This is a genomic window from Nostoc sp. (genome assembly GCF_036917415.1).
Lineage (GTDB): Bacteria > Cyanobacteriota > Cyanobacteriia > Cyanobacteriales > Nostocaceae > Nostoc.
Genome location: NZ_JBALDJ010000075.1, coordinates 1 through 22,680, shown reverse-complemented (window position 1 = coordinate 22,680; position 22,680 = coordinate 1). Strand labels below are relative to the sequence as shown.

Annotated in this window: 12 protein-coding genes; 11 read left to right on the top strand and 1 reads right to left on the bottom strand. The window is 42.1% G+C overall.

Annotated features, from left to right (window positions below; all coding sequences use genetic code 11):
* Positions 1-288 precede the first annotated feature (288 nt).
* The 9 genes from kdpA to V7K41_RS15400 all read left to right on the top strand — a co-directional run bounded on the left by kdpA (position 289) and on the right by V7K41_RS15400 (position 12,121).
* On the top strand, positions 289-2,034 hold the full coding sequence (gene kdpA, locus V7K41_RS15440; protein ID WP_334849473.1) for a potassium-transporting ATPase subunit KdpA: 1,746 nt from the start codon (positions 289-291) through the stop codon (positions 2,032-2,034).
* Positions 2,035-2,585: 551 nt separating this feature from the next.
* Positions 2,586-4,727: a potassium-transporting ATPase subunit KdpB gene (kdpB, locus tag V7K41_RS15435; RefSeq protein ID WP_334849471.1), complete on the top strand. Its 2,142-nt coding sequence runs from the start codon at positions 2,586-2,588 to the stop codon at positions 4,725-4,727.
* A gap of 6 nt (positions 4,728-4,733) precedes the next feature.
* Entirely contained in the window at positions 4,734-5,003 is a 270-nt protein-coding gene (locus tag V7K41_RS15430; RefSeq protein ID WP_334849469.1) for a potassium-transporting ATPase subunit F, read from the top strand.
* Positions 5,003-5,641 carry a K(+)-transporting ATPase subunit C gene (kdpC, locus tag V7K41_RS15425; protein ID WP_334849468.1) on the top strand — a complete coding sequence of 213 codons (639 nt, stop codon included), beginning with the start codon at positions 5,003-5,005 and terminating at the stop codon, positions 5,639-5,641. The genes V7K41_RS15430 and kdpC overlap by 1 nt, the downstream gene beginning before the upstream one ends.
* A gap of 321 nt (positions 5,642-5,962) precedes the next feature.
* The gene (locus tag V7K41_RS15420) at positions 5,963-6,328 is read left to right on the top strand and encodes a TrkA C-terminal domain-containing protein (RefSeq protein WP_334849466.1); all 366 of its coding nucleotides are present in this window, start codon (positions 5,963-5,965) and stop codon (positions 6,326-6,328) included.
* Positions 6,329-6,641: 313 nt separating this feature from the next.
* Entirely contained in the window at positions 6,642-7,040 is a 399-nt protein-coding gene (locus tag V7K41_RS15415; protein ID WP_334849464.1) for a hypothetical protein, read from the top strand.
* Positions 7,037-7,288 carry a potassium-transporting ATPase subunit KdpA gene (locus tag V7K41_RS15410; protein ID WP_334849610.1) on the top strand — a complete coding sequence of 84 codons (252 nt, stop codon included), beginning with the start codon at positions 7,037-7,039 and terminating at the stop codon, positions 7,286-7,288. The genes V7K41_RS15415 and V7K41_RS15410 overlap by 4 nt, the downstream gene beginning before the upstream one ends.
* Before the next feature lie 201 nt (positions 7,289-7,489).
* A complete protein-coding gene (pabB, locus tag V7K41_RS15405; RefSeq protein ID WP_334849462.1) occupies positions 7,490-9,775 on the top strand; it encodes an aminodeoxychorismate synthase component I in 2,286 nt (761 codons plus the stop codon).
* Positions 9,776-10,360: 585 nt separating this feature from the next.
* Positions 10,361-12,121, top strand: a complete 1,761-nt coding sequence (locus tag V7K41_RS15400; protein WP_334849460.1) for an iron uptake porin — start codon at positions 10,361-10,363, stop codon at positions 12,119-12,121.
* 671 nt (positions 12,122-12,792) lie between these two features.
* Here the strand turns inward: V7K41_RS15400 and V7K41_RS15395 are convergent.
* Positions 12,793-15,648, bottom strand: coding sequence for a CHAT domain-containing protein (locus V7K41_RS15395; RefSeq protein WP_334849458.1), 2,856 nt, complete (start codon positions 15,646-15,648; stop codon positions 12,793-12,795).
* 705 nt (positions 15,649-16,353) lie between these two features.
* Between V7K41_RS15395 and V7K41_RS15390 the strand changes: the two genes are divergently transcribed.
* Positions 16,354-19,557 (top strand): two-partner secretion domain-containing protein, encoded by a 3,204-nt coding sequence (locus V7K41_RS15390; RefSeq protein ID WP_334849456.1) that lies wholly within the window; start codon positions 16,354-16,356, stop codon positions 19,555-19,557.
* 179 nt (positions 19,558-19,736) lie between these two features.
* Positions 19,737-22,680, top strand: a 2,944-nt coding sequence (locus V7K41_RS15385) for a two-partner secretion domain-containing protein (protein WP_334849454.1), incomplete at its 3' end; no start/stop codon positions are given.

The following is a 22,680-nucleotide window of genomic DNA, read 5'->3' as shown; positions in this document are numbered from 1 at the left end:
GATATAACTATTTGTTTAGTATTTAGCCGTCCTTCTATATTTGCAGATATATATCGAGATAAACGCTCTTATACATAGAAACATATATTTCTTATATAGCCTAGTTTAAATATCAATTTATACCTTGTGTTCTTTAACAAAAAGCCTCATGATTGATTTAGAAAGCCCATAACTATAGATTGGTTAGTTAATAAGGATGCCAATATACTTCATAAATATTTCCGATTCCTAACAAGAAAATATCTGATATTTATCTCAAATTTACTTAGGTTGGAGTTTGATTAACTCATGCTAGAAGGATGGATTCAAATTATATTAACGCTACTAATTGTCGTAGCAATTACTCCTGTTTTTGGGCGCTACATGGCGCGTGTCTACCTAGAACAAAGTACTTTTCTCGACCCGATTTTGAATCCGGTTGAGCGAGTGCTTTATTCTTTGGTTGGCGTTAAAACCAAAGAAAATATGACTGGCTGGCAGTATGGGCGGGCAATTCTATACAGCAACGTAGCAATGGGGTTGCTGATTTTCTTGATTATTATGAATCAAGGATGGCTGCCATTAAACCCAACTAAGATAGATGCCCCAACCTGGGATACAGTGCTGCATACGACTATTTCTTTTATTACTAATACTAACCAGCAGCACTATTCTGGTGAAACCTACATGAGCTATGGCAGCCAAATGTGGGGACTTGGTTATCACATGTTTACCTCTGCTGCTACTGGTTTAGCGGTAGGAATTGCCTTTATTCGCGGATTGACGGGTAGATCGTTAGGCAATTTTTATGTAGACCTAATTCGCTCGATTACCCGAATTTTACTGCCTATTTGTATTGTCGGCGCGATCGCTCTCATGGCTGCTGGCGTTCCCGAAACACTGGCGGGTGCTGTTGTATTTCCCACCTTGGAAGATGCGAATATCAGTCAGGCGATCGCTCGTGGCCCTGTTGCTCATTTTGAAATTATCAAGCAATTAGGAGAAAACGGCGGCGGCTTTTTCGCCATTAACTCCGCACACCCTTTTGAAAATCCCAACGGATTTTCTAACTTGATTCAGATTGTCGCTATGCTTTCGATTCCTACATCCCTAATCTACACTTATGGGTTATTTGCGAATAACACTAAGCAGGCTTGGTTAGTCTACGGTATGGTGGGCGTAATCTATGTAATATTTATCATTGTTACTGCCATTGGCGAATACAACGGTAATCCGGCTGTGAATGCACTGCTGGGTAGTCAGCAACCGAACTTGGAGGGTAAAGAAGTCCGGTTTGGTTGGGCACAATCTGCACTATTTGCAACCAGTACAACTGGTACTATGTGCGGTGCAGTCAACAGTTTACACGACTCCTTCATGCCCAACGGCGGTTTTATTACCCTTTCTAATATGTTCTTGCAAATTATTTGGGGTGGACAGGGTACAGGAACCGCTTATTTGTTCGCTTACCTAATTCTGGCTGTGTTTGCTACAGGGTTGATGGTGGGACGCACACCAGAATTTCTCGGACGCAAGATTGAGAAGCGCGAGGTTGTACTTGCTAGTTTTTTGATTTTGCTAGTTCACCCGATCGCAATTATGATTCCCGCAGGTATCGCCTTGGCGTTTCCCGATCAACTATCAGGAATTAGCAATCCCGGCTTCCACGGCTTTGCTCAAGTTATCTATGAATATGCTTCCGCTGCTGCTAACAACGGTTCTGGGTTTGAAGGCTTGGGAGATTCACAACCTTCACCTTTTGCGATCGCTACAGGCACTAAAACCACAGCAACCGCTTTGTGGTGGAACTTGAGTACTTGCTTCAGTTTAATTGCTGGACGCTATATTCCCATCATCGGTTTGCTGTTTCTGGCAGATAGTATGTCTCGTAAGCAAGCTGTTCCCTACACCACTGGTACATTGCGAACCGATACCGGACTATTTACAGGCGTTACCGCAGGCGTGATTTTAATCTTGGGCGCACTTACATTCTTCCCAGTCTTAGCATTAGGCCCCATCGGTGAAGCCTTTTTTATCGCCAAAGGTATTGGGTAGGCAGTGGAGGAGTGGTCACAAGAGGCAGGGGAGCAGGGAGCAGGGAGCGGGGGGGAAGACTGAGAGGGAGCTTGTACTCGCGGCTTGCGTAAAAGTGCCCTGGAAGGGCGGGGCTTCTCAACTCTTGGAGAGGCTGCGCCAACGAGACGCTCCGCGAACATACCCATGTTTCGCTCTGCTCCACGGCAGATGGGAAGGAGCATTCCCCCAGCAAGAACTGCCCCCTTCCCTGGAGCCTCTTCGGTGAATACAGAAAGTGAGAAGTTGAAACATTAGCCTTAAACACTCGTTCACGAATATCAAAGACTCGTCCACGAATATCAAAGACTCTCCCGCGAATATCAAAGACTCGTCCACGAATATCAAAGACTCTCCCGCGAATATCAAATAGGACTTACGCATAGGTAACGGAAAACGAACCACAGAGGACGCAGAGGAAACAGAGAAATGAGAGTTTGAGAGGGTTTTTGCGTAAGTCCTATCAAAGACTCGTCCACGAATATCAAATATTCATCCGCAATGCCCAATGCCCCATCCCCAAAATCTAATCTATGCCAATTACTACTGATTCTCCCTCGCCTCGTATTCCATCTAGAACTCGTGACTCACGCAAGCACACCTCCAAAACAGATATGCGGGGACTTTATCAAAGAGCAATTCGTGAGTCATTTGTCAAGCTCGATCCGCGAATTACTGTCAGAAACCCAGTGATGTTTGTTGTTTGGGTAGGGACAATTGTCACCTTGCTTGTTACCCTTAATCCAAATCTGTTTGGCACAATCCAGGCTGATGTCAACCAACAACGCCTCTTAAACGGGTTGATTACCTTTATTCTCTTTTTCACCCTCGTTTTTGCCAACTTTGCGGAAGCCGTAGCTGAAGGACGAGGTAAAGCACAAGCTGATTCACTGCGATCGACGCGATCGGATACGATCGCTAATAAAATCCTCCCCGATGGTTCTATACAACAAGTCAACTCTACAGAACTGCGACGGGGCGATTTGGTAAAAGTGGTTGCAAATAATATGATTCCCGCCGATGGGGATGTAATTAAAGGCATCGGATCGGTGGATGAGTCGGCAATTACTGGAGAATCTGCCCCGGTATTGAAGCAACCAGGTACAGATATTGCCAGCTCGGTGACAGGAGGTACACGCCTACTCTCCGATGAGTTGACAATTCGCATTAGTGCCGATCCCGGACAAGGCTTTATCGATCGCATGATTGCCTTGGTAGAAGGGGCAGAACGCAGCAAGACTCCCAACGAGATTGCTTTGACGGTATTGTTGGCAGTGTTAACACAAGTATTCTTGATTGTGGTAGCGACAATGCCCCCATTTGTTAGCTACATCGCCAGCTTTATCAGTACCGCGTTTGGGGCTGAGGCGGGAAACAGTTTGCGGGCGGGTGCTAGCGTTGCTATTCTCATCTCGCTACTGGTAGCTTTAATTCCCACAACTATCGGTGGTTTGCTCAGTGCGATCGGTATTGCAGGGATGGATAGGGTTGCCCAGTTTAACGTCATTGCTACCTCTGGTCGAGCAGTAGAAGCCTGTGGTGACATCAACACCCTAGTGCTGGATAAGACTGGCACGATCACCTTGGGTAATCGAATGGCTGATGAGTTTATCCCCCTAGATAACCACTCAATAATAGATGTGGCGCGAGTCTCCCTAGCTGCTAGCTTGTTTGACGAAACGCCAGAAGGCAAATCGATTGTGATTTTAGCAGAAAAATCTCAGGCTGGGGTAGACTTTAACATTGATAAAGCCGAAGGTGTAGAATTTTCCGCGAAAACCCGGATGAGCGGTACAAATTTACCCGATGGCAAACAAATTCGCAAAGGTGCAGTGGATGCGATTAAGGGATTTGTCCGTTCCCGTGGCGGCTACGTTCCTGATGATATAGATGCAGCTTATGAGCGAGTTTCCCGGTTAGGCGGTACACCCTTGGCTGTTTGCCAAGATGACAAGATTTATGGTGTCATCTACCTCAAAGATATTGTCAAACCTGGTCTGCGCGAACGATTTGACCAACTCCGCCGCATGGGTGTTCGCACCATCATGCTCACAGGTGACAATCGAATTACCGCTTCGGTAATTGCCGAAGAGGCTGGGGTTGATGATTTCATTGCTGAAGCGACTCCAGAAGACAAAATTGAGGTGATTCGCTCGGAACAATCTGAGGGTAAACTGGTGGCAATGACCGGGGATGGTACGAACGATGCACCTGCTTTGGCTCAAGCAAATGTGGGTGTAGCCATGAACTCAGGGACGCAAGCTGCCAAAGAAGCTGCTAACATGGTGGACTTGGACTCAGACCCCACGAAGTTGATTGACTTAGTAACCATCGGTAAACAACTGCTAATTACTCGTGGAGCCTTGACCACGTTCTCCATCGCTAATGATATTGCCAAGTATTTTGCGATCATTCCCACAATCTTTGCTGCTGCTGGAATCGGCGCACTTAATATTATGGGATTAAAGAGTGCCCAATCTGCGATCGTCTCGGCGCTGATTTACAATGCCTTGATTATTCCGGCACTAATTCCGCTAGCACTTAGAGGGGTGAAGTTCTTACCTTTAACAGCAGATCAACTGTTACGTCGTAACATCTTCATCTTTGGTCTTGGCGGTATCGTTGCTCCTTTCATTGCCATCAAACTGATAGATATTATCCTACCTTTGTCTTAATTTACTATGAAACCTATTCAGAGCCGCCGCGCGTTCGCTGCATCCCAAGTATTAGAAGAAATAACTGAAATCTGGTGTCAATGGCGTAGACAAAAGCTGCCACTGTATTTGTTCTTGGCGATGTGTTTCAACCTAGTGGTTGCACCTCTAGTCTATGCCGCTACTGGCGAACAACTTTCCCGCAGTCAATCTTGGGGATTGGGATTGTTAGGACTGGTGACACTGGGACTTTCCATCTATTTATTTTTTGTAATGTTTGTACCGGAGAAATTCTAATGAGTTTTGCACGTGAAGCTAGTAGAGCTGTTCGTTCTACCTTGGTACTCTGGGTTATTGGAGCGATTATTTATCCTTTTGCGATGATTGCCATTGGGCAGATTGTGTTTCCCTTTCAAGCAAACGGTAGTCTCCTGAAAAATAGTACAGGTCAAGTTGTCGGTTCTGCTTTGATTGGTCAACCTTTTAGTAGCGATCGCTATTTTAACAGCCGTCCCAGTACCACAAGCTACAGCACAGCCGATCCCAAAAAAGACGATGCGGGAGTTTTGAAAACTGGGGTTTCCGGTGCTAGTAACTTGGCTCCCAGTAATCCCGCATTAATAGAACGCATCAAAGGTAAAGATGATCCAGACCCCAGCAAAAAGGTTGAAGGTGACTTCAATCGTCTGAAAAAAGCAGGTGTGCAGCCGACTGGCGATTTAGTCTACACCTCTGGTTCCAGCCTTGACCCCCACATTACCCCGGAAGCTGCGATCGCACAAGTTGCACGAGTAGCCAAGGCGCGAGGAATTCAGCCGAACCAACTAGAAACTTTGATTTCCCAAAATACCGATAGTCGCTTTCTCGGCATCTTTGGCGAACCTGGAGTTAATGTGTTAAAGCTGAATTTAGCTCTAGATAAGATTAAGGGATAAGGGCTTGGGAAATAGTGAAAAGTAAGTGCTACTGATTATTGCTACGCCTTCTATTCAGAATAGTTATTTATAGCAATACTTAATGAGTACTTAAAATAGAAAGGCTTAGACTATCGACTTATTAAACAAGTCGATAGTCTAATTTTTACTAAAACTAAATCAAACCTATATCTCTAAGTATATACCTGTTTAGGTAATTATTAAATATGCATTTTAGTTAGTTAATACATTTTATATATCTTCAAAATATATCACTAGATAAAGCATATTTTTTATGCAAAATATTGCACAATATTATTAGATAGAGTTAAAAACTATTTTGTGTTGAAAAATCAAAAAGCTTTAGAACCAAGCCTGTTTGGTGTTTTAATCCAAGCAAATAGCATTTACTGTGGTATTCCTTTAAGTGATATTCAGTTACCGAATCGATGTGTTTTTCTACGAGTTTTAAGAGAAACTCAAGTCATTTTAACAATAGATAATCCTAGTATTTTCGCAGGAGATTACATTTTAACAATAGCAACCCATCCCATGATGATTCCCGCTCTCAAAGTTACTCTTAAAAAAATCCATTCTGTTTACTATTCCCTGAACAGTTGCTTATTGGAAGCTCGACCAAGAGACAGTAAATCTGTTAATTCAGATTACTCAGACCTATCAAGTACTTTCAATTCCACATATTATTAGACAAATGAAAATTTACCGAAAAAAGGTAGAGGGCAGTTCTAGCTGGCAGCAGGAGGAAGAAAATATGTTTTTACCTCCTGCCTCCTTAACTTTACCGAAGAGGCAGAGGGGAAGGGAGCTCTTAGCAGGGGGAACAAGCCCTTCTCAAGAGCGACAAGCATTGCGGAACATGGGTATGAAGCCCCGTCTTTCCAAGACGCTTGGACTGGGGCGGAGTACAAGCAAGAGTCTCAGTTTCCCCCCCTGCCCCCTGCCCCCTGCTCCCCTGCCTCTTTTGACTGAATCTGAGTTCGACTAACTAAAGGTTTTTAATATGCATACTTCGGAGTTTTTCCGACTTTATGTATCCGCCCAAAAAAGTGTTCATCAGTCTACCCTGATTGAAGCTAACCTCTCTAAGGCAACACATACTGACACAAAACCACATGACGGAGACATTCCCTTTGTAGCAGTGTTTTTGGCTCACATTTCCTTCATGTTTGTTTGGGCAATTGTCGTTTTTCTCGTTTCATTTGTCTGCAAGGCACTAGAAGATCCTCCAGAAAATGCGGCACAAGATAAAGACGAAATAGTAAGCATCAAGCATTTAGAGCAACATACCTGTAAAAAATGTCAATTTTTTAACAATAACTATTTTCTAAAATGTGCAGTACATCCTACCACTGCTCTAACTAAACAAGCACTCACTTGCTCTGACTACAGCCCTAAATAGGTGAGTTTCTCGTTATACATAAAGCGATCGCTTTATCCCATGCTTACCAATGCTTAATTTATCTCCTCATGGATATTGAACCGCAAAAGAGCATGACTGGCAGAGAATATGCGATCGCTCTCTTACTCAGCAATACAGCAATGGCAGTTTTGGCGTTACTACTGCTGATGTTTCAGAGCTTACTACCGTTGAACCCCAGCGATTTAGGAATACCCACTTGGGACATACTGCCCATCCGACAAGATTAGATAATTTATTTGTTGGAAATACCTTATGCTAGGATACTTTACAGGCAGTAAGGACAAGCTTAACCAAAATTAAGAACTGCAAAGTGTATGACAACATAACTTATTAACAAAGATAGAACCGAAAATTTAAAGTAGCAGATAAATTATCTAGGTGCTATTCTAATTGCAAAAATGTTCTATACCATCGTTAATTAAGTATGTATGCAAACATTAATTATTGATAACTATGACTCTTATACCTTTAATCTTTATCAGATAATTGCCGAGGTAAATGGTAAACTACCTCTAGTAATTTATAACGATCGCCTGAACTGGGATGAATTGAAAGAAATTGCATTTGACAACATTGTGATTTCACCAGGCCCCGGTCGTCCAGAAAGGTCAGAAGATTTTGGAGTCTGCCGACAGATAATTGAGAATGCGGATGTGCCCTTGCTGGGAGTCTGTCTGGGGCATCAAGGACTTGGCTACCTACATGGTGCAAGAGTGATTCATGCACCGGAAGTTCGACACGGTAGACTCAGTAAAATTTATCATAATAATTCAGAATTATTTCAAGGTATTCCTAAGAATTTTTCTGTGGTGCGCTATCACTCGTTGTTAGTTACTAATGAACTACCTGAGTGTCTAGAAAAAATTGCTTGGACTGAAGAAGGACTGGTGATGGGATTGCGTCATCGACATCTACCTTTTTGGGGCGTGCAGTTTCATCCAGAGTCTATCTGTACAGAATATGGGCAAAGATTAATAGCAAACTTTCGAGATATTACACTGAAATTTACAGAGAAATTGTCAAGGAGGCAGGAGGCAGGAGGCAGGAGGCAGGATAGCGAAGTGTTAGCGAGTCCGCGAGCGTCGGCAGGAGGCGGGAGGGGGAGCTACCCACAAGGGACGGGGCTTGAAAGCCTCTTGGCATCAAGAAGTCCACAAAAGCAATATTGGATTGGATATGGATCTGTTACTCCTGTTATTGATCGACCCCGCCAAGAACAGGAAGAGAAGTTTGAATTGCATACACGCAAGTTAGATATCTGCCCAAATACAGAACAAATATTTATACAGCTGTTTGGGGATGCAGCAAACGCTTTTTGGCTAGATAGCAGCCGTGTGGAATTTGGTCTATCTCGCTTCTCGTTTATGGGTGATGGAAGTGGAGCAAACAGTTTATTGGTGCGATATCATACCCAAACACAAGAACTGCTCGTCACACAGTCAGATACCGTGATTCATCGCACCGAAAGTATTTTTGAGTATTTAAGGCGGGAAATAGACTGGCGATTTTGTCAATCTGATGAGTTACCTTTTGATTTTAACTGTGGATTTGTTGGCTATTTTGGCTATGAACTTAAGGCGGAGTGTGGATCGTTATTGGTGCATTCTTCACCATTACCTGATGCAATTTTCTTACTTGCCGATCGCATGATTGCGATCGATCACCAAGAACAGTGTCTTTATTTGCTGCAATTAATCAAAAAAGGACAAACAGAACAGGTAGAAACTTGGTTTGATACTATCCAACAACAACTCGAAACTCTCAATCCTCTTTTTTCTCTTGTACCCCAAGAAAATTGTCAGCCTGTTAAGTTCCGTTTGAGTCGTACTTACGAAAATTACATCCAAGATATTCAGCAATGCTTGGACGAAATTCACGAAGGGGAAACCTATCAAGTTTGCCTGACAAATCAGCTTTACACCGATGCAACTCCCGACCCATTGACCTTCTATCGTACATTACGTAAAATCAATCCGGCTCCTTATTCTGCATTTTTACGCTTTGGTAAGATTGCGATCGCTTGCTCATCTCCAGAAAGGTTTCTACGGATAGATCGCCAAGGATGGGTAGAAACTAAGCCGATTAAGGGAACCCTACCACGAGGAGAAACCCCCGAAGCTGATTTTGTCCTGCGTGAGAAGCTACGCAACAGCGAAAAAGACCGAGCTGAAAATCTCATGATTGTCGATCTGTTACGCAATGATCTGGGACGAGTCTGTGAAGTTGGTAGCATCCACGTACCAAAATTAATGGATGTGGAAACATACTCAACAGTACATCAGTTGGTGACAACGATACGCGGGCGGTTACGTTCAGATTTACAAGTGGTGGATTGCGTGCGGGCTGCATTTCCCGGAGGATCGATGACTGGTGCGCCCAAAATCCGCACCATGCAAATTATCGATCGCTTGGAACAAGAGGCGCGGGGAGTCTATTCAGGTGCGATCGGCTTTTTGGGTTTGAATGGTTCAGCCGATTTGAATATTGTGATTCGGACTGCTGTTTTGACTCCCAATCGAACCTCCATTGGTATCGGTGGCGGGATTATAGCGCTTTCTGAGCCGGAGATGGAGTTTCAGGAAACGTTGCTTAAAGCCAAAGCCTTAATCGACGCTCTGCTTCTGACGATGCACGGAACATCTGAACCAGATACGTATCCCATTCTGGGATTAGAAGCAACAACTGCTGATAGTTATGAAAAATTATCTGCCTAAATCAAAGACTTAAAAAAGGATGGAGATGTCTTTGGGGTGGCTATCCTGACACAAAACTGGCTACTATTAAAGATTCTTGAAACTAACATTTATATCCAAATTCCCTTGGGTTAAGGATTTTTGGTATTGATTTTTAACCTGTAGAGACGAGAATTTTTGTGTCTCTACCAAGAATTTTGGGCTTCACTGACAGTATTGACTTATATCCAACATTCAGCAGGTTGGAGGTTCAAAATAATTAATAATCAATAATTACTAATTTATCATCAAAACCCCATATATAAATGCACTTTCTTGATTAAGGAATAAATTGAAATATAAAAAGGAGCTAACAAAAACTAGGGTTAAAAACAAGAAGCTCAAGTCCATATATAGCACAAAATCGCGTAAAAATCGCTTATAAACCCAATCTTTGACAAAGAAGCTATCTGCAAAACTTTACGATTCTTTATCTAGAAAAATTTTCTTAGAGATATAGCTTAGTTAACAGCAATCTGATAAGATTCCCAACAAGTAGAATAATTACTTGTTCTCTCTTTCTTGAACCAACTGATTTTGGTTATTTTTTGGGAAAGGAAAATAAACATGTTTCATCTATTGTGGAAAACTCTGGTACTAAGTCCAGTAGTTTTGGGAGTGACGGTGTTGGTTTGCGCTAAGGCTATGGCTGCTGCTGAAGTAGCAAGTTCTTCTGAAAATACAAAGCCAAAAGCTGCTAATACTTCAATATTCATTCAAACAGAGCAACCAAAAGTTAATCAGCAATTGGTTGCCCAAAAGACTGATGAAAATAAGGTTTTAGAAGAAGTTAATCGCTACAGCAGCGAAGGCAAGAACCAGAATTCACTGTCTCAAGTTACATCAGTTTCTCAATTTTCTGATGTACAGCCGACTGATTGGGCATTCCAAGCTTTGCAATCCTTGGTTGAACGCTACGGTTGTATTGCAGGATACCCCAATAGCACTTACCGTGGCAATCGGGCACTGACTCGTTATGAGTTTGCCGCAGGTTTGAATGCTTGTTTAGATCGAGTTAATGAACTGATTGCGACAGCAACTGGTGACTTAGTGACAAAACAGGATTTGGCGACTCTCCAGCGTTTGCAAGAGGAGTTCTCGGCAGAACTGGCAACTCTACGCGGTCGAGTAGATTCTCTAGAAGCACGGACTGCTGAACTAGAAGCCAATCAGTTTTCCACTACCACAAAATTGGTGGGTGAAGCTATTTTTGCTGTTAGTGATATTTTTGGCAATAATACTGGCGATGCGAACAATACTGTCTTCCAAGATCGGGTACGTTTAGACTTGCAAACCAGTTTCACGGGTAAAGACCTTTTACACACCCGTCTTGCAGCCGGGAATGCACTAGCCTTTAATCAAGTGGATAATGCTGGTCTTCCTATTAATACTGCTGAAGGCACACAAACTTTTCAAATCGGCAGCACTGGTAACAACGGTGTAATTATAGACTGGCTGGCGTATTACGTACCTATAGGCCCAGTTCAAGCTTACTTTGCGGGCACCGGAGGTATTCATAGCGATTATGTGCCCACTAACAACCCTTACTTTGAGGACTTTGATGGTGGTAATGGTGCTTTGTCTACCTTTGCTTCTGAAAGTCCGATTTATCGCATTGGTGGTGGTGCAGGTGCAGCACTGACTTTACCCTTAGGTAGTAGTGGCAGTTTTTTCAAACCCTCATTGACTATAGGTTATTTGGCATCAAATGCTAATAATCCTGGACCAAATCAAGGTTTATTAGAAGGTAACTATGCGGCTCTTGGACAGTTGAACTTTAGTGTTGGCGATCGCTTATCTATAGGTGCTACCTACGTTCACGGTTATCATGGTGCTGGAGGTGGTAATTTATTTGATTTCGGTGGTGGTTTGGGTAGTACTATCCGCGTTGTAGGTACTAATCAAGCTAATACTCTAAGTACCCTAAACGCATCTTCCAGTAACTCTTACGGTATAGAAGCAGCCTTCAAACCCAGCGACAAACTGTCAGTCAGCGGCTTCATTTCTTACCACGATGTCACAGGCTTTGGTGCTGGTGATGATTATGAAGCTTGGAGTTACGGTCTTGGGGTAGCCTTACCTGACCTTGGTAAAAAGGGTAACGTTTTAGGCATTTTTGCTGGTGCAGAACCTTATGCCCGTAACCGAGGAGGAGTTTTTGCTGGTACTGGTAATGATATACCTTATCACTTTGAAGGTTTTTACAAGTATCGCGTGTCAGATAACGTCTCAATCACCCCTGGTGTAATTTGGTTGACCTCTCCTGGCCAAAACAGCAATAACGATGATGCAATTATCGGTACGCTGAGAACAACTTTCACATTCTAAAGGTTTACAGCAATTTGCTTTAGGGACGTATAACTATGCGTCCCTATGGTAATTTATCGAAACAGAATAAAGGCGTCAGTCGCCAGAATTCAAAATGAATTTTGTACAACTAAGGGATAAAACACCCTTCCAAGGGAACTTGGCGAACTACTAGAACACCAATTCAGTAATCCTCGAAGAACCTCTCCCCCTACCCCTCTCCTACGAGGAGAGGGGAGTTTAGCTCCAGAACGCTCTTGCATCTGAGTCACGTACAAATCCCTACCCCTCTCCTACGAGGAGAGGGGAGTTTAGCTCCCCCTTCCTTTCTAGGGAAAGCAGGGTGGTTTCATACGAAAAAATAAAAATACATAAGTCTTGATTTCTCGTGATGGCATGGCTTTTTCCCTCTCTCCAAACCTCTCCCCCACGGGGGGAAAGGCTTTGAAACCCAGTTTTAGTTTTTCTCTGCTTGTATGAAACCACCCTGCCCTTCCTTTCTAGGGAAGGGGCTGGGGGGTTAGGTTTTTGATTACTGAATCGATGCTCTAGTACAGCACGGCGTAAATAAACATACCATTTCAAATGGCGCAAGAGCTTGGAATACAATTCTTTTGACTTTTGACTTTTACTTCGGCTACGCTCAGTACAAGTGACTTTTGACTTTTGCCTTGCAGTACTGGGAATATTTTTCAAAGCCAATTACCGATCGCAACCATTGGTGCCCAATATGCAGGATGATCGTACATGATATTGACACCTTCAGATGGCGGTAACTTCTTAGCATGAATCATTCTGATTTGAGCAGTTTGCAAAGCCTCTGCAATACTCATGCCAGTGTTGCGATAGTTGGTGTAAAATGTTTTGACTAGTTCGGATGTCGATTGATCGGTAACACTCCACAAAGATGCGATCGCACTTTTAACCCCAACTTGCAATGCAACTCCAGCTAATCCTAGTGTGGCACGATCGTCCCCAACTGCGGTTTCACAGGCAGTTAGCGTGAGTAGTTCGACGCCATCTGATTTGCTGTTGAGGTTTCGCAGTGAGTTTTCTAATTGGCTAATGGTAAGTTTTTGGTTTTTCCCTGTGACAATGAAGGTGTCTTCAGGAATAATCCCAAATTGAGCATGACTAGCTATGTGAACAATGGGATATGTGGTTTTGTCAAGTGTTTGCTGAAAACTTCCGGGGAGAAAATTATCGTCAATCAGGGGGGTATGATTGGGGAATATACTTTCAACTGCACTGATTTCATTGGGAACCGCAAAAAGCTGTTCAAAAGTTTTGCCGTCGATGGTGGCTTCTTTTGTCAAACCCAAAATTAACGCCTTTTGCGTACTGCGATCGCGTAGTTTAGGTGTGGTTAGTCGTAAACTGGGAGTTATGGCAACTGCATAAGTTTCGACTAAATATTTGTTGAGTTTGCTGTCATAAAGTGCCGCCATTGGAACGCTACGCAAAAACCCATCCTGAATAAATACCAGAGTTTTGACTTTCTCTGGGTTGATATCCTTAGCAAAGGGGCGAATCATCCAATCATAAAGCTGTGATGCAATTGTTGTATCGTAATTAATTTCTTCTCTTTTAACTAGTCCGGTGCGAAACTCGGCAATTTTTTTCTGTAAGGTATCGCTGCTAACTATTTTCTCACCTTGTTGATTGGGGTCTTCAATCCACTTAAATTTAGTCGCCTGATTTGGTAACTGCAATAATATCCCGGTTTTGCCATCTAAAATTATTGAACTCAAAAAGCCAGTCTTCTTAAAAGCTACACTATTATCTTCAAGGAGTTCGCCCACCTGTTTGGGATTCAACCCACTCAAAATACAATCATTGCCAAAATAATTCTGTAATTCTGCGAGTTTGAGAGCATCGATGGTGTTAACTACTTTCGATAGTTCCTTCGCACGTCCTTCGTCTGCAATTGCCCCAACTCCTAGCAAATCGAGCCGCGACTGTGCCAATGTCCGGTATAATGGTCGAACGACATCGCGGAAGTCAAACTGTACATCTCGTTCGGCGGTTAAAAGATCCTGGCGGATATCTTCTAAGGTATCAAATGCTCGTTGATAAGATGCGATCGCTTCTTCTTTTCGCTTCTGTTCGTCTAAAATCCGTCCGGCTTGCCACTCCCACAAATACAAGCTATCTTTTGCACTCAATTTGCTGTCTGCTGCGATGATAGCAGCTTGGGTATATTTTAATGCTTTTTGATTATTTAATGTTTTTTGATTATCTGGGCTACATTCCCAGAAATGACCCAAAGCACCATTAGCATAAGAAATTAGGCGCTCATCTTGTAATTTTCGACTCGTTAATACTGAGCTTTCAAGCAAACTTAATGCTTCGTTGTCCCCAGATAAAACCCGCCCAGTTGGACAGTAGGTAAAGGGTGAAGTTCCTTGAGCATCGCGCTGCAAGTATGCTAAATCAATTGCGCCATAGACTTTTGTTGCTGAATCGGGCAAAGCTTCGAGAACTTTTAAAGCATCCTTAAGAGCTTTATTAAATTCCTCATCATTAATAAATTTGCTCTTATTTGTCTGAGAAGCCAACTGAATGAAATTTAATAATCCCCGCATCTCTGCTAAAGGTTGTTTTTCGTTGCGGGCGAGTTTTATACTATCTTGAAAATATTGATAAGCTTTGTCGTAGTCTTTTTGTGAATTTTGAATAAATTCTTTTTCTTTACTAAAAATACCAGCCTTCTTTGCCGAATCCGCTTGTAACTCTCGCAATTGACCGCGACTTTTATAAGCATTACCCAAACTATTAAACACCAAAATTTTAGATTCTGGACTAACTTGTTGCGCTGTATCTAAATACTTAATTGCTTGGTCGTAACTTCCGATTAAGCGATATGCTTCACCGAGAATACCCAAAGCCGCAACATGACCGCGTTTGTCGTTGTATTTGGTGGCGATTTGTTCAGCACTTTCTGGAGTGCATTTTTCTTCCTGACTTGGTTGATTTTCGGAGCTTTTCGACTTATCTACTAGTTTGCCACACAAAAGTGCGATCGCTTTACGAGGTTGTCCCAAATTGCTGTAAACTTGAGCAAGTTCTGACTTCATACGTCCGACTTGCTGGATATTATTCACCGTATTATAGTCATTAATTGCTGCCGATAATGATGCGATCGCTGCTTTATTTTCTCCTGTTTGTTGGTAAGCTCGCGCCAAATTTTCATTCACAACTGCCGTAACTGACGGATTATTTTTATATTGATTTAATGCCTCTTGCCAATTTTTTATCGCCTGAAAAAAATCTCCGCTATTATAATCTTTAATTCCTTGTTCAACTAGTGCAGTGACATTTGGAGTTTGTGCAGACACTACTTGTCCAAATAATAAACAAATTACCAGGCTTGCCAAAAATAATACTTTAATAAATCGATGGCGATTTAGTTTTTGGTATTGCTGGGTGAAGAGATGAATTAGCCTCGCACAAAGAGAAATTCGAGCAATGAAATCTGCTGCTTGAAACTTTGGTAGTCGCAAAGATGCCAAGAGTAAGAGTTTGAGATATTTCTTTGGGTATTTCATATTTTAATTCTGCAACGCCTGGTTTTTATGATGTCAGTTGAAATCAGTTATTTTTTATACAAATTATTTTGGCGATCGCTAGTTATTCCCAATCAATTGATAGAGGAAATGCTTATATAGCTTTTATTTTTAAATTATCAGAAATCGGCATAGAAAACTGAACTTTTGGAAGGTATGCAGTTTTATGCAATTTGTCTTGTATTTGGTGACTAGAAGTCGTAGCTACAATAGATAAAACCTGAAATAAATAAGTGGGTGTGAATAATTAAAGGTTTATAGTAAGGGCTGAAACTTTTACTAATAGCCAATTTAATTAATTTTATATTGCATAATCTAGTTTGATTTATTCTTACCCACTTACTTGCTTGATTTTGCATGAATCTACGCAGGTAGACTTAGTTACTACAAGCGTTTGGCACATTTGAGATACTGTGTAGCCACACATTTTAAAGTTACGGCTTCTTAAGCAAACTTAATCTCACTCATGTATGGTATGAAGTCTTCTACTGATACGATGAGATTCTTATATAGGAATAGTATTTGATTTTTGAAAAAATCTAAGTATGTGTAGGGTGTGTTATCGCGTAGCGTAACGCACCTAAAATTCAGAGTGGTGCGTTACGCCAAAGGCTAACGCACCCTACGTGTATTTCAAAAATCAAATATGAGTCCTATACAAGCATTAATACCCTCTGAATTTAGAAAATGAAATTACTCAAGGACTTTCAAGTGTCGTGGAAAGATACCTTAGTTTGCTGCTTAAATATAGTGGCATTGAGCGGATACGTAAGTGCGTTAGCGGAGCTCACCGTAGGTATCGGATTTTCTGATAAACCTGCCTTTGCTCAAAGTAAAATCATCCCCGACAATAGTCTTGGCGCTAAAAGTTCTAGTGTTGTGCCTCTTGATAGTATTGGTTTATCGATTGATATGATTAACGGTGGAGCAATTCGCAAAGCAAACTTATTTCATAGCTTTCAAGAGTTTAATGTTGGCGAACTTCGAGGTGTTTATTTCCAAAATCCTAGCAACGATATTCAAAATATTCTAGCTCGTGTTACAGGTCAAAATCGCTCAGAGATTTTTGGTACTCTTGGGATTTTAAATTCTACTGGTATCACCTCAAATCCTAATTTATTTTTAATGAATCCGAATGGGATTGTGTTTGGTAAAAATGCCCACTTGGATGTGCAGGCTTCGTTTTTGGGGACAACAGCGAATGTGATTCAGTTTGGCAATCAAGGAGTTTTTAGCGCGACAAATCCAGAAGCACCGCCATTGTTAACTGTGAATCCTTCGGCATTGCTGTTTAATCAAATTAATAAAAATGCAGCGATTCAAAATAACGGTGTTTTACTAGTTCCTCTTGGTAGAAGTTTGGCTTTGGTTGGCGGTAATATCAATCTAGATGGTGGAAGATTGTTTGCTCTTGGTGGGAAGATTGACTTAGGAGGGTTAGCAGAAGCCGGAACTGTAGCCCTGGGTGTAAATAGCAATAATCTTAACTTGAAGTTCCCTGAGAAGGTGACACGAGCGGATGTATCCCTTATCAATCAAGCGTCTGTGTATACCCAAGGTGCTGGTGGCGGTAATATTGCAATCAATGCCCGGAATTTAGAGATATTAGGCAAAAGTGCCCTTTATGCTGGCACTAAGGCCGGTTTAGGGACACCTGAAACTGTTGCAGGGGATATTACCCTTAATGCTACGGGACACATCAAAGTTGCAGGTTCTGGAAGCGGGATTGTAAATTTTGTACTCTCAGGAGCAAAAGGGAATGGGAGTAACATTACTATAGATTCTGGTTCATTTTCATTACAAGATGGCGCTGTACTTTCTGCCTCAACTTTTGGACAGGGGAATGCAGGGAATGTGACAGTGCGTGCAAAAAATGCTGTTTCCCTTGCAAATGCTTTCATCTTCAGCACAGTGGAAAAGGGAAGTGAGGGTAATGGTGGCAATATCGATATCAGTGCTGCTTCACTCTCACTTACTGATGGCGCTGTACTTCAAACCTCAACTTTTGGACAGGGGAATGCGGGGAATGTGACAGTGCGTACAAAAGATGCTGTTTCCCTTGCAAGTAGTACCATTTCTAATAATGTGGAAACAGGAGGTGTAGGCAATAGTGGAGATATCAATATCAAAAGTAGTTCCCTATCCCTAACTGATGGCGCTAAACTTGAAGCCTCAAATTCTGGACAGGGGAATGCAGGTAACATACTGGTACAGGCTCAAGATAATTTCTCTGCCAATAATAGTTTCATTCTCAGCAATATTGGCAGTCTTCAAGGACAGCAAGCCTTGGGCAATGTTGGTAATATTGAGATTTCAGCGAGAACAGTTTCCTTAACTGATGGAGCGCAACTGCAAGCAGGTTTCTATTCTGGAGGTCAGGGAAATGCAGGACTCGTATCTGTAAAGGCTCAAGAAAGCATTTCTTTTGCAGGTAAAGGCAGTGGGATATTCACCAATGTAGAATCAGGGGCTGTGGGCAATGGTGGCGATATCCAAATCTCTGCGCCATTGATTTCTTTCACCAATGGTGCTGGAGTAACTACCGGCAATACCGGACAGGGGAATGCAGGGAATATACTGGTACAGGCTCAAGATAATTTCTCTGTAAATAATAGTTTCATTCTCAGCAATATTGGCAGTCTTGAAGGACAGAAAGCTTTGGGCAATGTTGGTAATATTGAGATTTCAGCGAGAACAGTTTCCTTAACCGATGGAGCGCAACTGCAAGCAGGTTTCTATTCCGGGGGTCAGGGAAATGCGGGACTCATATCTATAAAGGCTCAAGAAAGCATTTCTTTTGCAGGTAAAGGCAGTGGGATATTCGCCAATGTAGAATCAGGGGCTGTGGGCAATGGTAGCGATATCCAAATCTCTGCGCCATTGGTTTCTTTCTCCAATGGTGCTGGAGTAACTACCAGCAATAGGGGACAGGGAAATGGTGGAAAAATCACTATTACGGCTGGGTCATTGTTTCTCAACAATGGCGCTGGAGTAATTGCCAGCAACCTTGGTAAAGGTATTGGCGGTACTGTAAATATTAATGCAAATGATGCACTGACAATAGCTGGGGATAGTTTTATAAATACCAAACTTGGTGCTGGTGCAATTGGACGTGGTGGGGATATTAACATTCAAACGGGAAATATTTTTGTAACAGATGGTGTAACAATCAGTTCTAGTAGTTTAGGTGAAGGGATTGCAGGTGATATTAACATCAAAGCTGATACTTTAGGTCTTAATAAAAGTCAAATAACGGCTCAAGCAGCCTCAACCGATGGCGGTAACATTAACTTAAACTTTGCCCGATACTTACTTTTACGCAATGATAGTCAAATCTCCACTAACGCAGGTACAGCCGAAAAAGGTGGCAATGGCGGTAACATCAATATCAACTCAAAATTTATCCTTGCAGTTCCCGAAGAAAATAGCGATATCAGCGCTAACGCCTTCACGGGAACTGGTGGAAACATCCAAATCAACTCGCAAGGTCTTTTCGGTATCGAGTCACGGACAAAATTAACTGAAAAAAGTGATATTACTGCCAGTTCAGAATTAGGCGTTTCAGGTGTAATTAAAATTAACGTACCAGATACCAGTTCTATCCAAAACAGCCTTACCGAATTACCACAAAACGCGATCGATACCAACGCACTCATCGCCAATAGCTGCATTTCACGCGGCACTAAGCGACAAGAAAACTCTTTTACAATTACAGGTTCTGGTGCTTTACGCAATAGTCCGGGAGATGTATTAATTTCCGCCTATACAACTGGTGATGTGCGTAGTGTGGAACCAACATCACGTCCTTGGAAAAAAGGCGACCCAATAATTGAACCACAAGGATTGTATCGATTACCCAATGGGCAATTAATCTTGAGTCGAAGTTGTTAAAAGGAAATATTGCACACATAAGGAAAATTGGATACACAGTTTTCTGCAAAATGCTACGCACCATCATGCGATCGCACCAGACAAAATCATGCAACGATATTTGCATAAAAGGTGAATGCATTGCTTACTCGTTTACTTAATCGTGGATTTTATTTAAATTTATCCAAGGTAAATTATTTATGAATCAAGCAGATCATCCTCAAAAAGCCAGTATTAAAAGTATTCTTTTTTTATGCCTAATATCCACTGCATTCAGCCAAGCTTTGCCAGCCCAGGCACAAATCACACCCGATAACACCTTGGGTGCAGAAGCTTCTCAACTGAATCAAAATCTGATAATTAATGGCGCACTAGGCGACAAAATTGACGGTGGTGCAACACGCGGCAGCAATCTTTTTCATAGTTTCAGCGAGTTTAATATTCAAAATGGGCAACGAGTGTATTTTGCTAACCCCACTGGAATAGAAAATATATTAACGCGGGTAACAGGTAGGAATGCATCAAATATTTTCGGGACATTGGGAGTTGCTGGTGCAGCAAATTTGTTTTTGATTAATCCCAATGGGATTTTGTTTGGAGAGAATGCGCGGTTAGATGTGCAGGGGAGTTTTGTTGGGACAACAGCTAATGGAGTGCAGTTTGGCAATCAGGGGGTGTTTAGTGCGACAAATCCACAAGCAGCACCATTATTAACTATTAATCCTTCAGCTTTGCTGTTTAATCAGATTAATCAAAGTGAAATAATTAACCGTAGTCCTCAAATGGCAACACCGGGAAGTCTTTACTTAATAGGTGGAGATATTAAATTTGATGGTGGTGTTGCAGGTTCGTTGGGAAATCGTTTGGAATTGGGTGCAGTTGCAGGAACAGGAATTGTTGAGTTGATTGGTAGCGGTAATCAAATGCAGTTAGCCTTCCCAGAAGGTATACCGAAAGCGGATATAGTCCTGCAAAATAACGCTTTTGTTTTGACAAATGGAGGGGGTGCAATTACAGTTAATGCTCGTGATATAAGCCTTTATGGGAATAGTTCTATTCGTTCAGTACTTCAAACAGGCGAAGGTCAACTGGGTGTTGTTGCGGGAGACATCGTAGTTAATGCAACTGGCAATGTCACGCTGGACAATAGTAATATTACTAATCAAGGTTTGGAAAACTCTTTGGGCGATACCGGAAATATAGTAATTAATGCCCAATCGATTCGCCTCACAAACCAAAGCCAAATCGCTAGCAATAGTCCAAAAAGTCGGGGCAATATTATTTTAAATGCCAAGGATAATCTCAGCCTCGATCGCAATAGTTTTATTAGTACCTTTGGAATCTTCAATCCGATAGGTAAATCTGGTGACATTACAATTACAACTCGAAATATTAATTTAAGCAACGAATCCACAATTAGTTCTGCCAATACTGGACAAGGGCAAGGTGGAAAAATAACTCTAAAAGCTCAAGAAGCTATTTCGCTGACTAGTGGAAGTCATATTTTAAGTGCTTCTGTTGCATCTGGTTTTGGTCAGGTTAATAATCAGCCTAGCGGTGATATTGAAATAAAAACGAGAAGCCTCAAACTTGATGGTGATAATACCTCTATCAATTCTTCAAATCTTAATGAGGGAAAAGGTGGCGATATTCGCATTGTCGCTGATGACTCAATTTTGTTAAATGGTTTTGCGTCAATTTCATCTTCCAGCGTTGGTCAAGGTGATGGTGGGAATATCGAACTTCAAACGCGATCGCTTACACTTACTAACGGTGGAAATATTACAACGTCCACATCAGGAGGCGGTAATAGCGGCGATTTATTAATTAACGCTTCAGACTCCGTTACCTTGAGGGGTATAACAACGGTTATTAATCCACAAACTGGAGAGGACATTACTACAGGAAGTAACCTATCAACCAGTGCTTTCGGTACTGGAAATAGTGGGCAATTAACCATTAATACACAACGATTGAGCATTAACGATGGTGGAAATATAACTACAAGTGCAACTGGTCAAACTAGTAAAGGAGGAAATTTGACCATAAATGCCAAAGGCTCAGTAGAACTAGGTAGTTCATTAAGTGGTCAAAACAGCACTATCTCTACTGGGACTTCACAGTCTGGAGATGCTGGAAACTTGAACATTAACACAGGTCGTTTAAGCATTCGTGATGGCTCAATAGTTACAACGGCTACTCTTGGTACAGGTAAGGGCGGTAATTTGACTGTAGATGCTAAAGACTCAGTAGAAGTTGTAGGTGGTTCACCTAATAGTCGTAGCACAATCTCTACTAGCGGCTTAGGGTCTGGAGATGCTGGGAACCTGAACATTAACACAGGTCTTTTAAGTATTCGTAATGGGGCATTCGTTAGCACTAATATAATTGGTGCAGGCAAAGGAGGAAATTTGGCTGTCAATGCTGACCTTCGCGTGGAAGTCATTGGTTCTTCTGCTGATGGTCTTTTTTTAAGCAGCTTGCTTTCTTCTACGAATCCAGGCTCTACTGGAAATGCGGGTGATTTGACTGTCACCACCAAAGATTTACTGCTGCAAGGTGGGGTAGTGAATGCTGGTACTTTTGGTGCAGGTAAGGGAGGTAACTTGATAATTAACACCCAAGATGCGCTGGTACAAGATGGAGCAATTATTTTTGCTGGCACATCTGGTACAGGTCAGGGAGGAAATTTGACTGTCAATGCCGATCGTAATGTACAAGTCATTGGTAGTAGTTCTGTTGATGGTCGTTTAAGTACATTGAGAACTTCTACTAGCTTAAACTCAACTGGAAATGCTGGAGACTTAACGATTAAAACCCAAAATTTACTTGTACGGGATGGAGCGCAGGCATTTACTGGTACATTTGGTGCAGGAAAAGCTGGAAATCTGACTGTTAATGCTCCACGTCAAGTCCAACTAATTGGTAGGTCTGCTGATGGTCGTTTTCCTAGTGGCTTATTAGCTTCTGCTGAACCCAACTCCACTGGAAATGCTGGAGACTTGAAGGTTGATACTCAAGATTTACTTGTGCGAGATGGGGCGCAGATATTTACTGGTACATTTGGTGCAGGAAAAGCTGGAAATCTGACTGTTAATGCTCCACGTCAAGTCCAACTAATTGGTAGGTCTGCTGATGGTCGTT

Coding starts and splice junctions, on each gene's coding strand:
- V7K41_RS15430 (WP_334849469.1), top strand. CDS start 4,734: ATGAAACCTATTCAGAGCCGCCGCGCGTTCGCTGCATCCCAAGTATTA.
- pabB (WP_334849462.1), top strand. CDS start 7,490: ATGCAAACATTAATTATTGATAACTATGACTCTTATACCTTTAATCTT.
- V7K41_RS15400 (WP_334849460.1), top strand. CDS start 10,361: ATGTTTCATCTATTGTGGAAAACTCTGGTACTAAGTCCAGTAGTTTTG.
- V7K41_RS15415 (WP_334849464.1), top strand. CDS start 6,642: ATGCATACTTCGGAGTTTTTCCGACTTTATGTATCCGCCCAAAAAAGT.
- V7K41_RS15395 (WP_334849458.1), bottom strand. CDS start 15,648: ATGAAATACCCAAAGAAATATCTCAAACTCTTACTCTTGGCATCTTTG.
- kdpB (WP_334849471.1), top strand. CDS start 2,586: ATGCCAATTACTACTGATTCTCCCTCGCCTCGTATTCCATCTAGAACT.
- kdpA (WP_334849473.1), top strand. CDS start 289: ATGCTAGAAGGATGGATTCAAATTATATTAACGCTACTAATTGTCGTA.
- V7K41_RS15390 (WP_334849456.1), top strand. CDS start 16,354: ATGAAATTACTCAAGGACTTTCAAGTGTCGTGGAAAGATACCTTAGTT.
- kdpC (WP_334849468.1), top strand. CDS start 5,003: ATGAGTTTTGCACGTGAAGCTAGTAGAGCTGTTCGTTCTACCTTGGTA.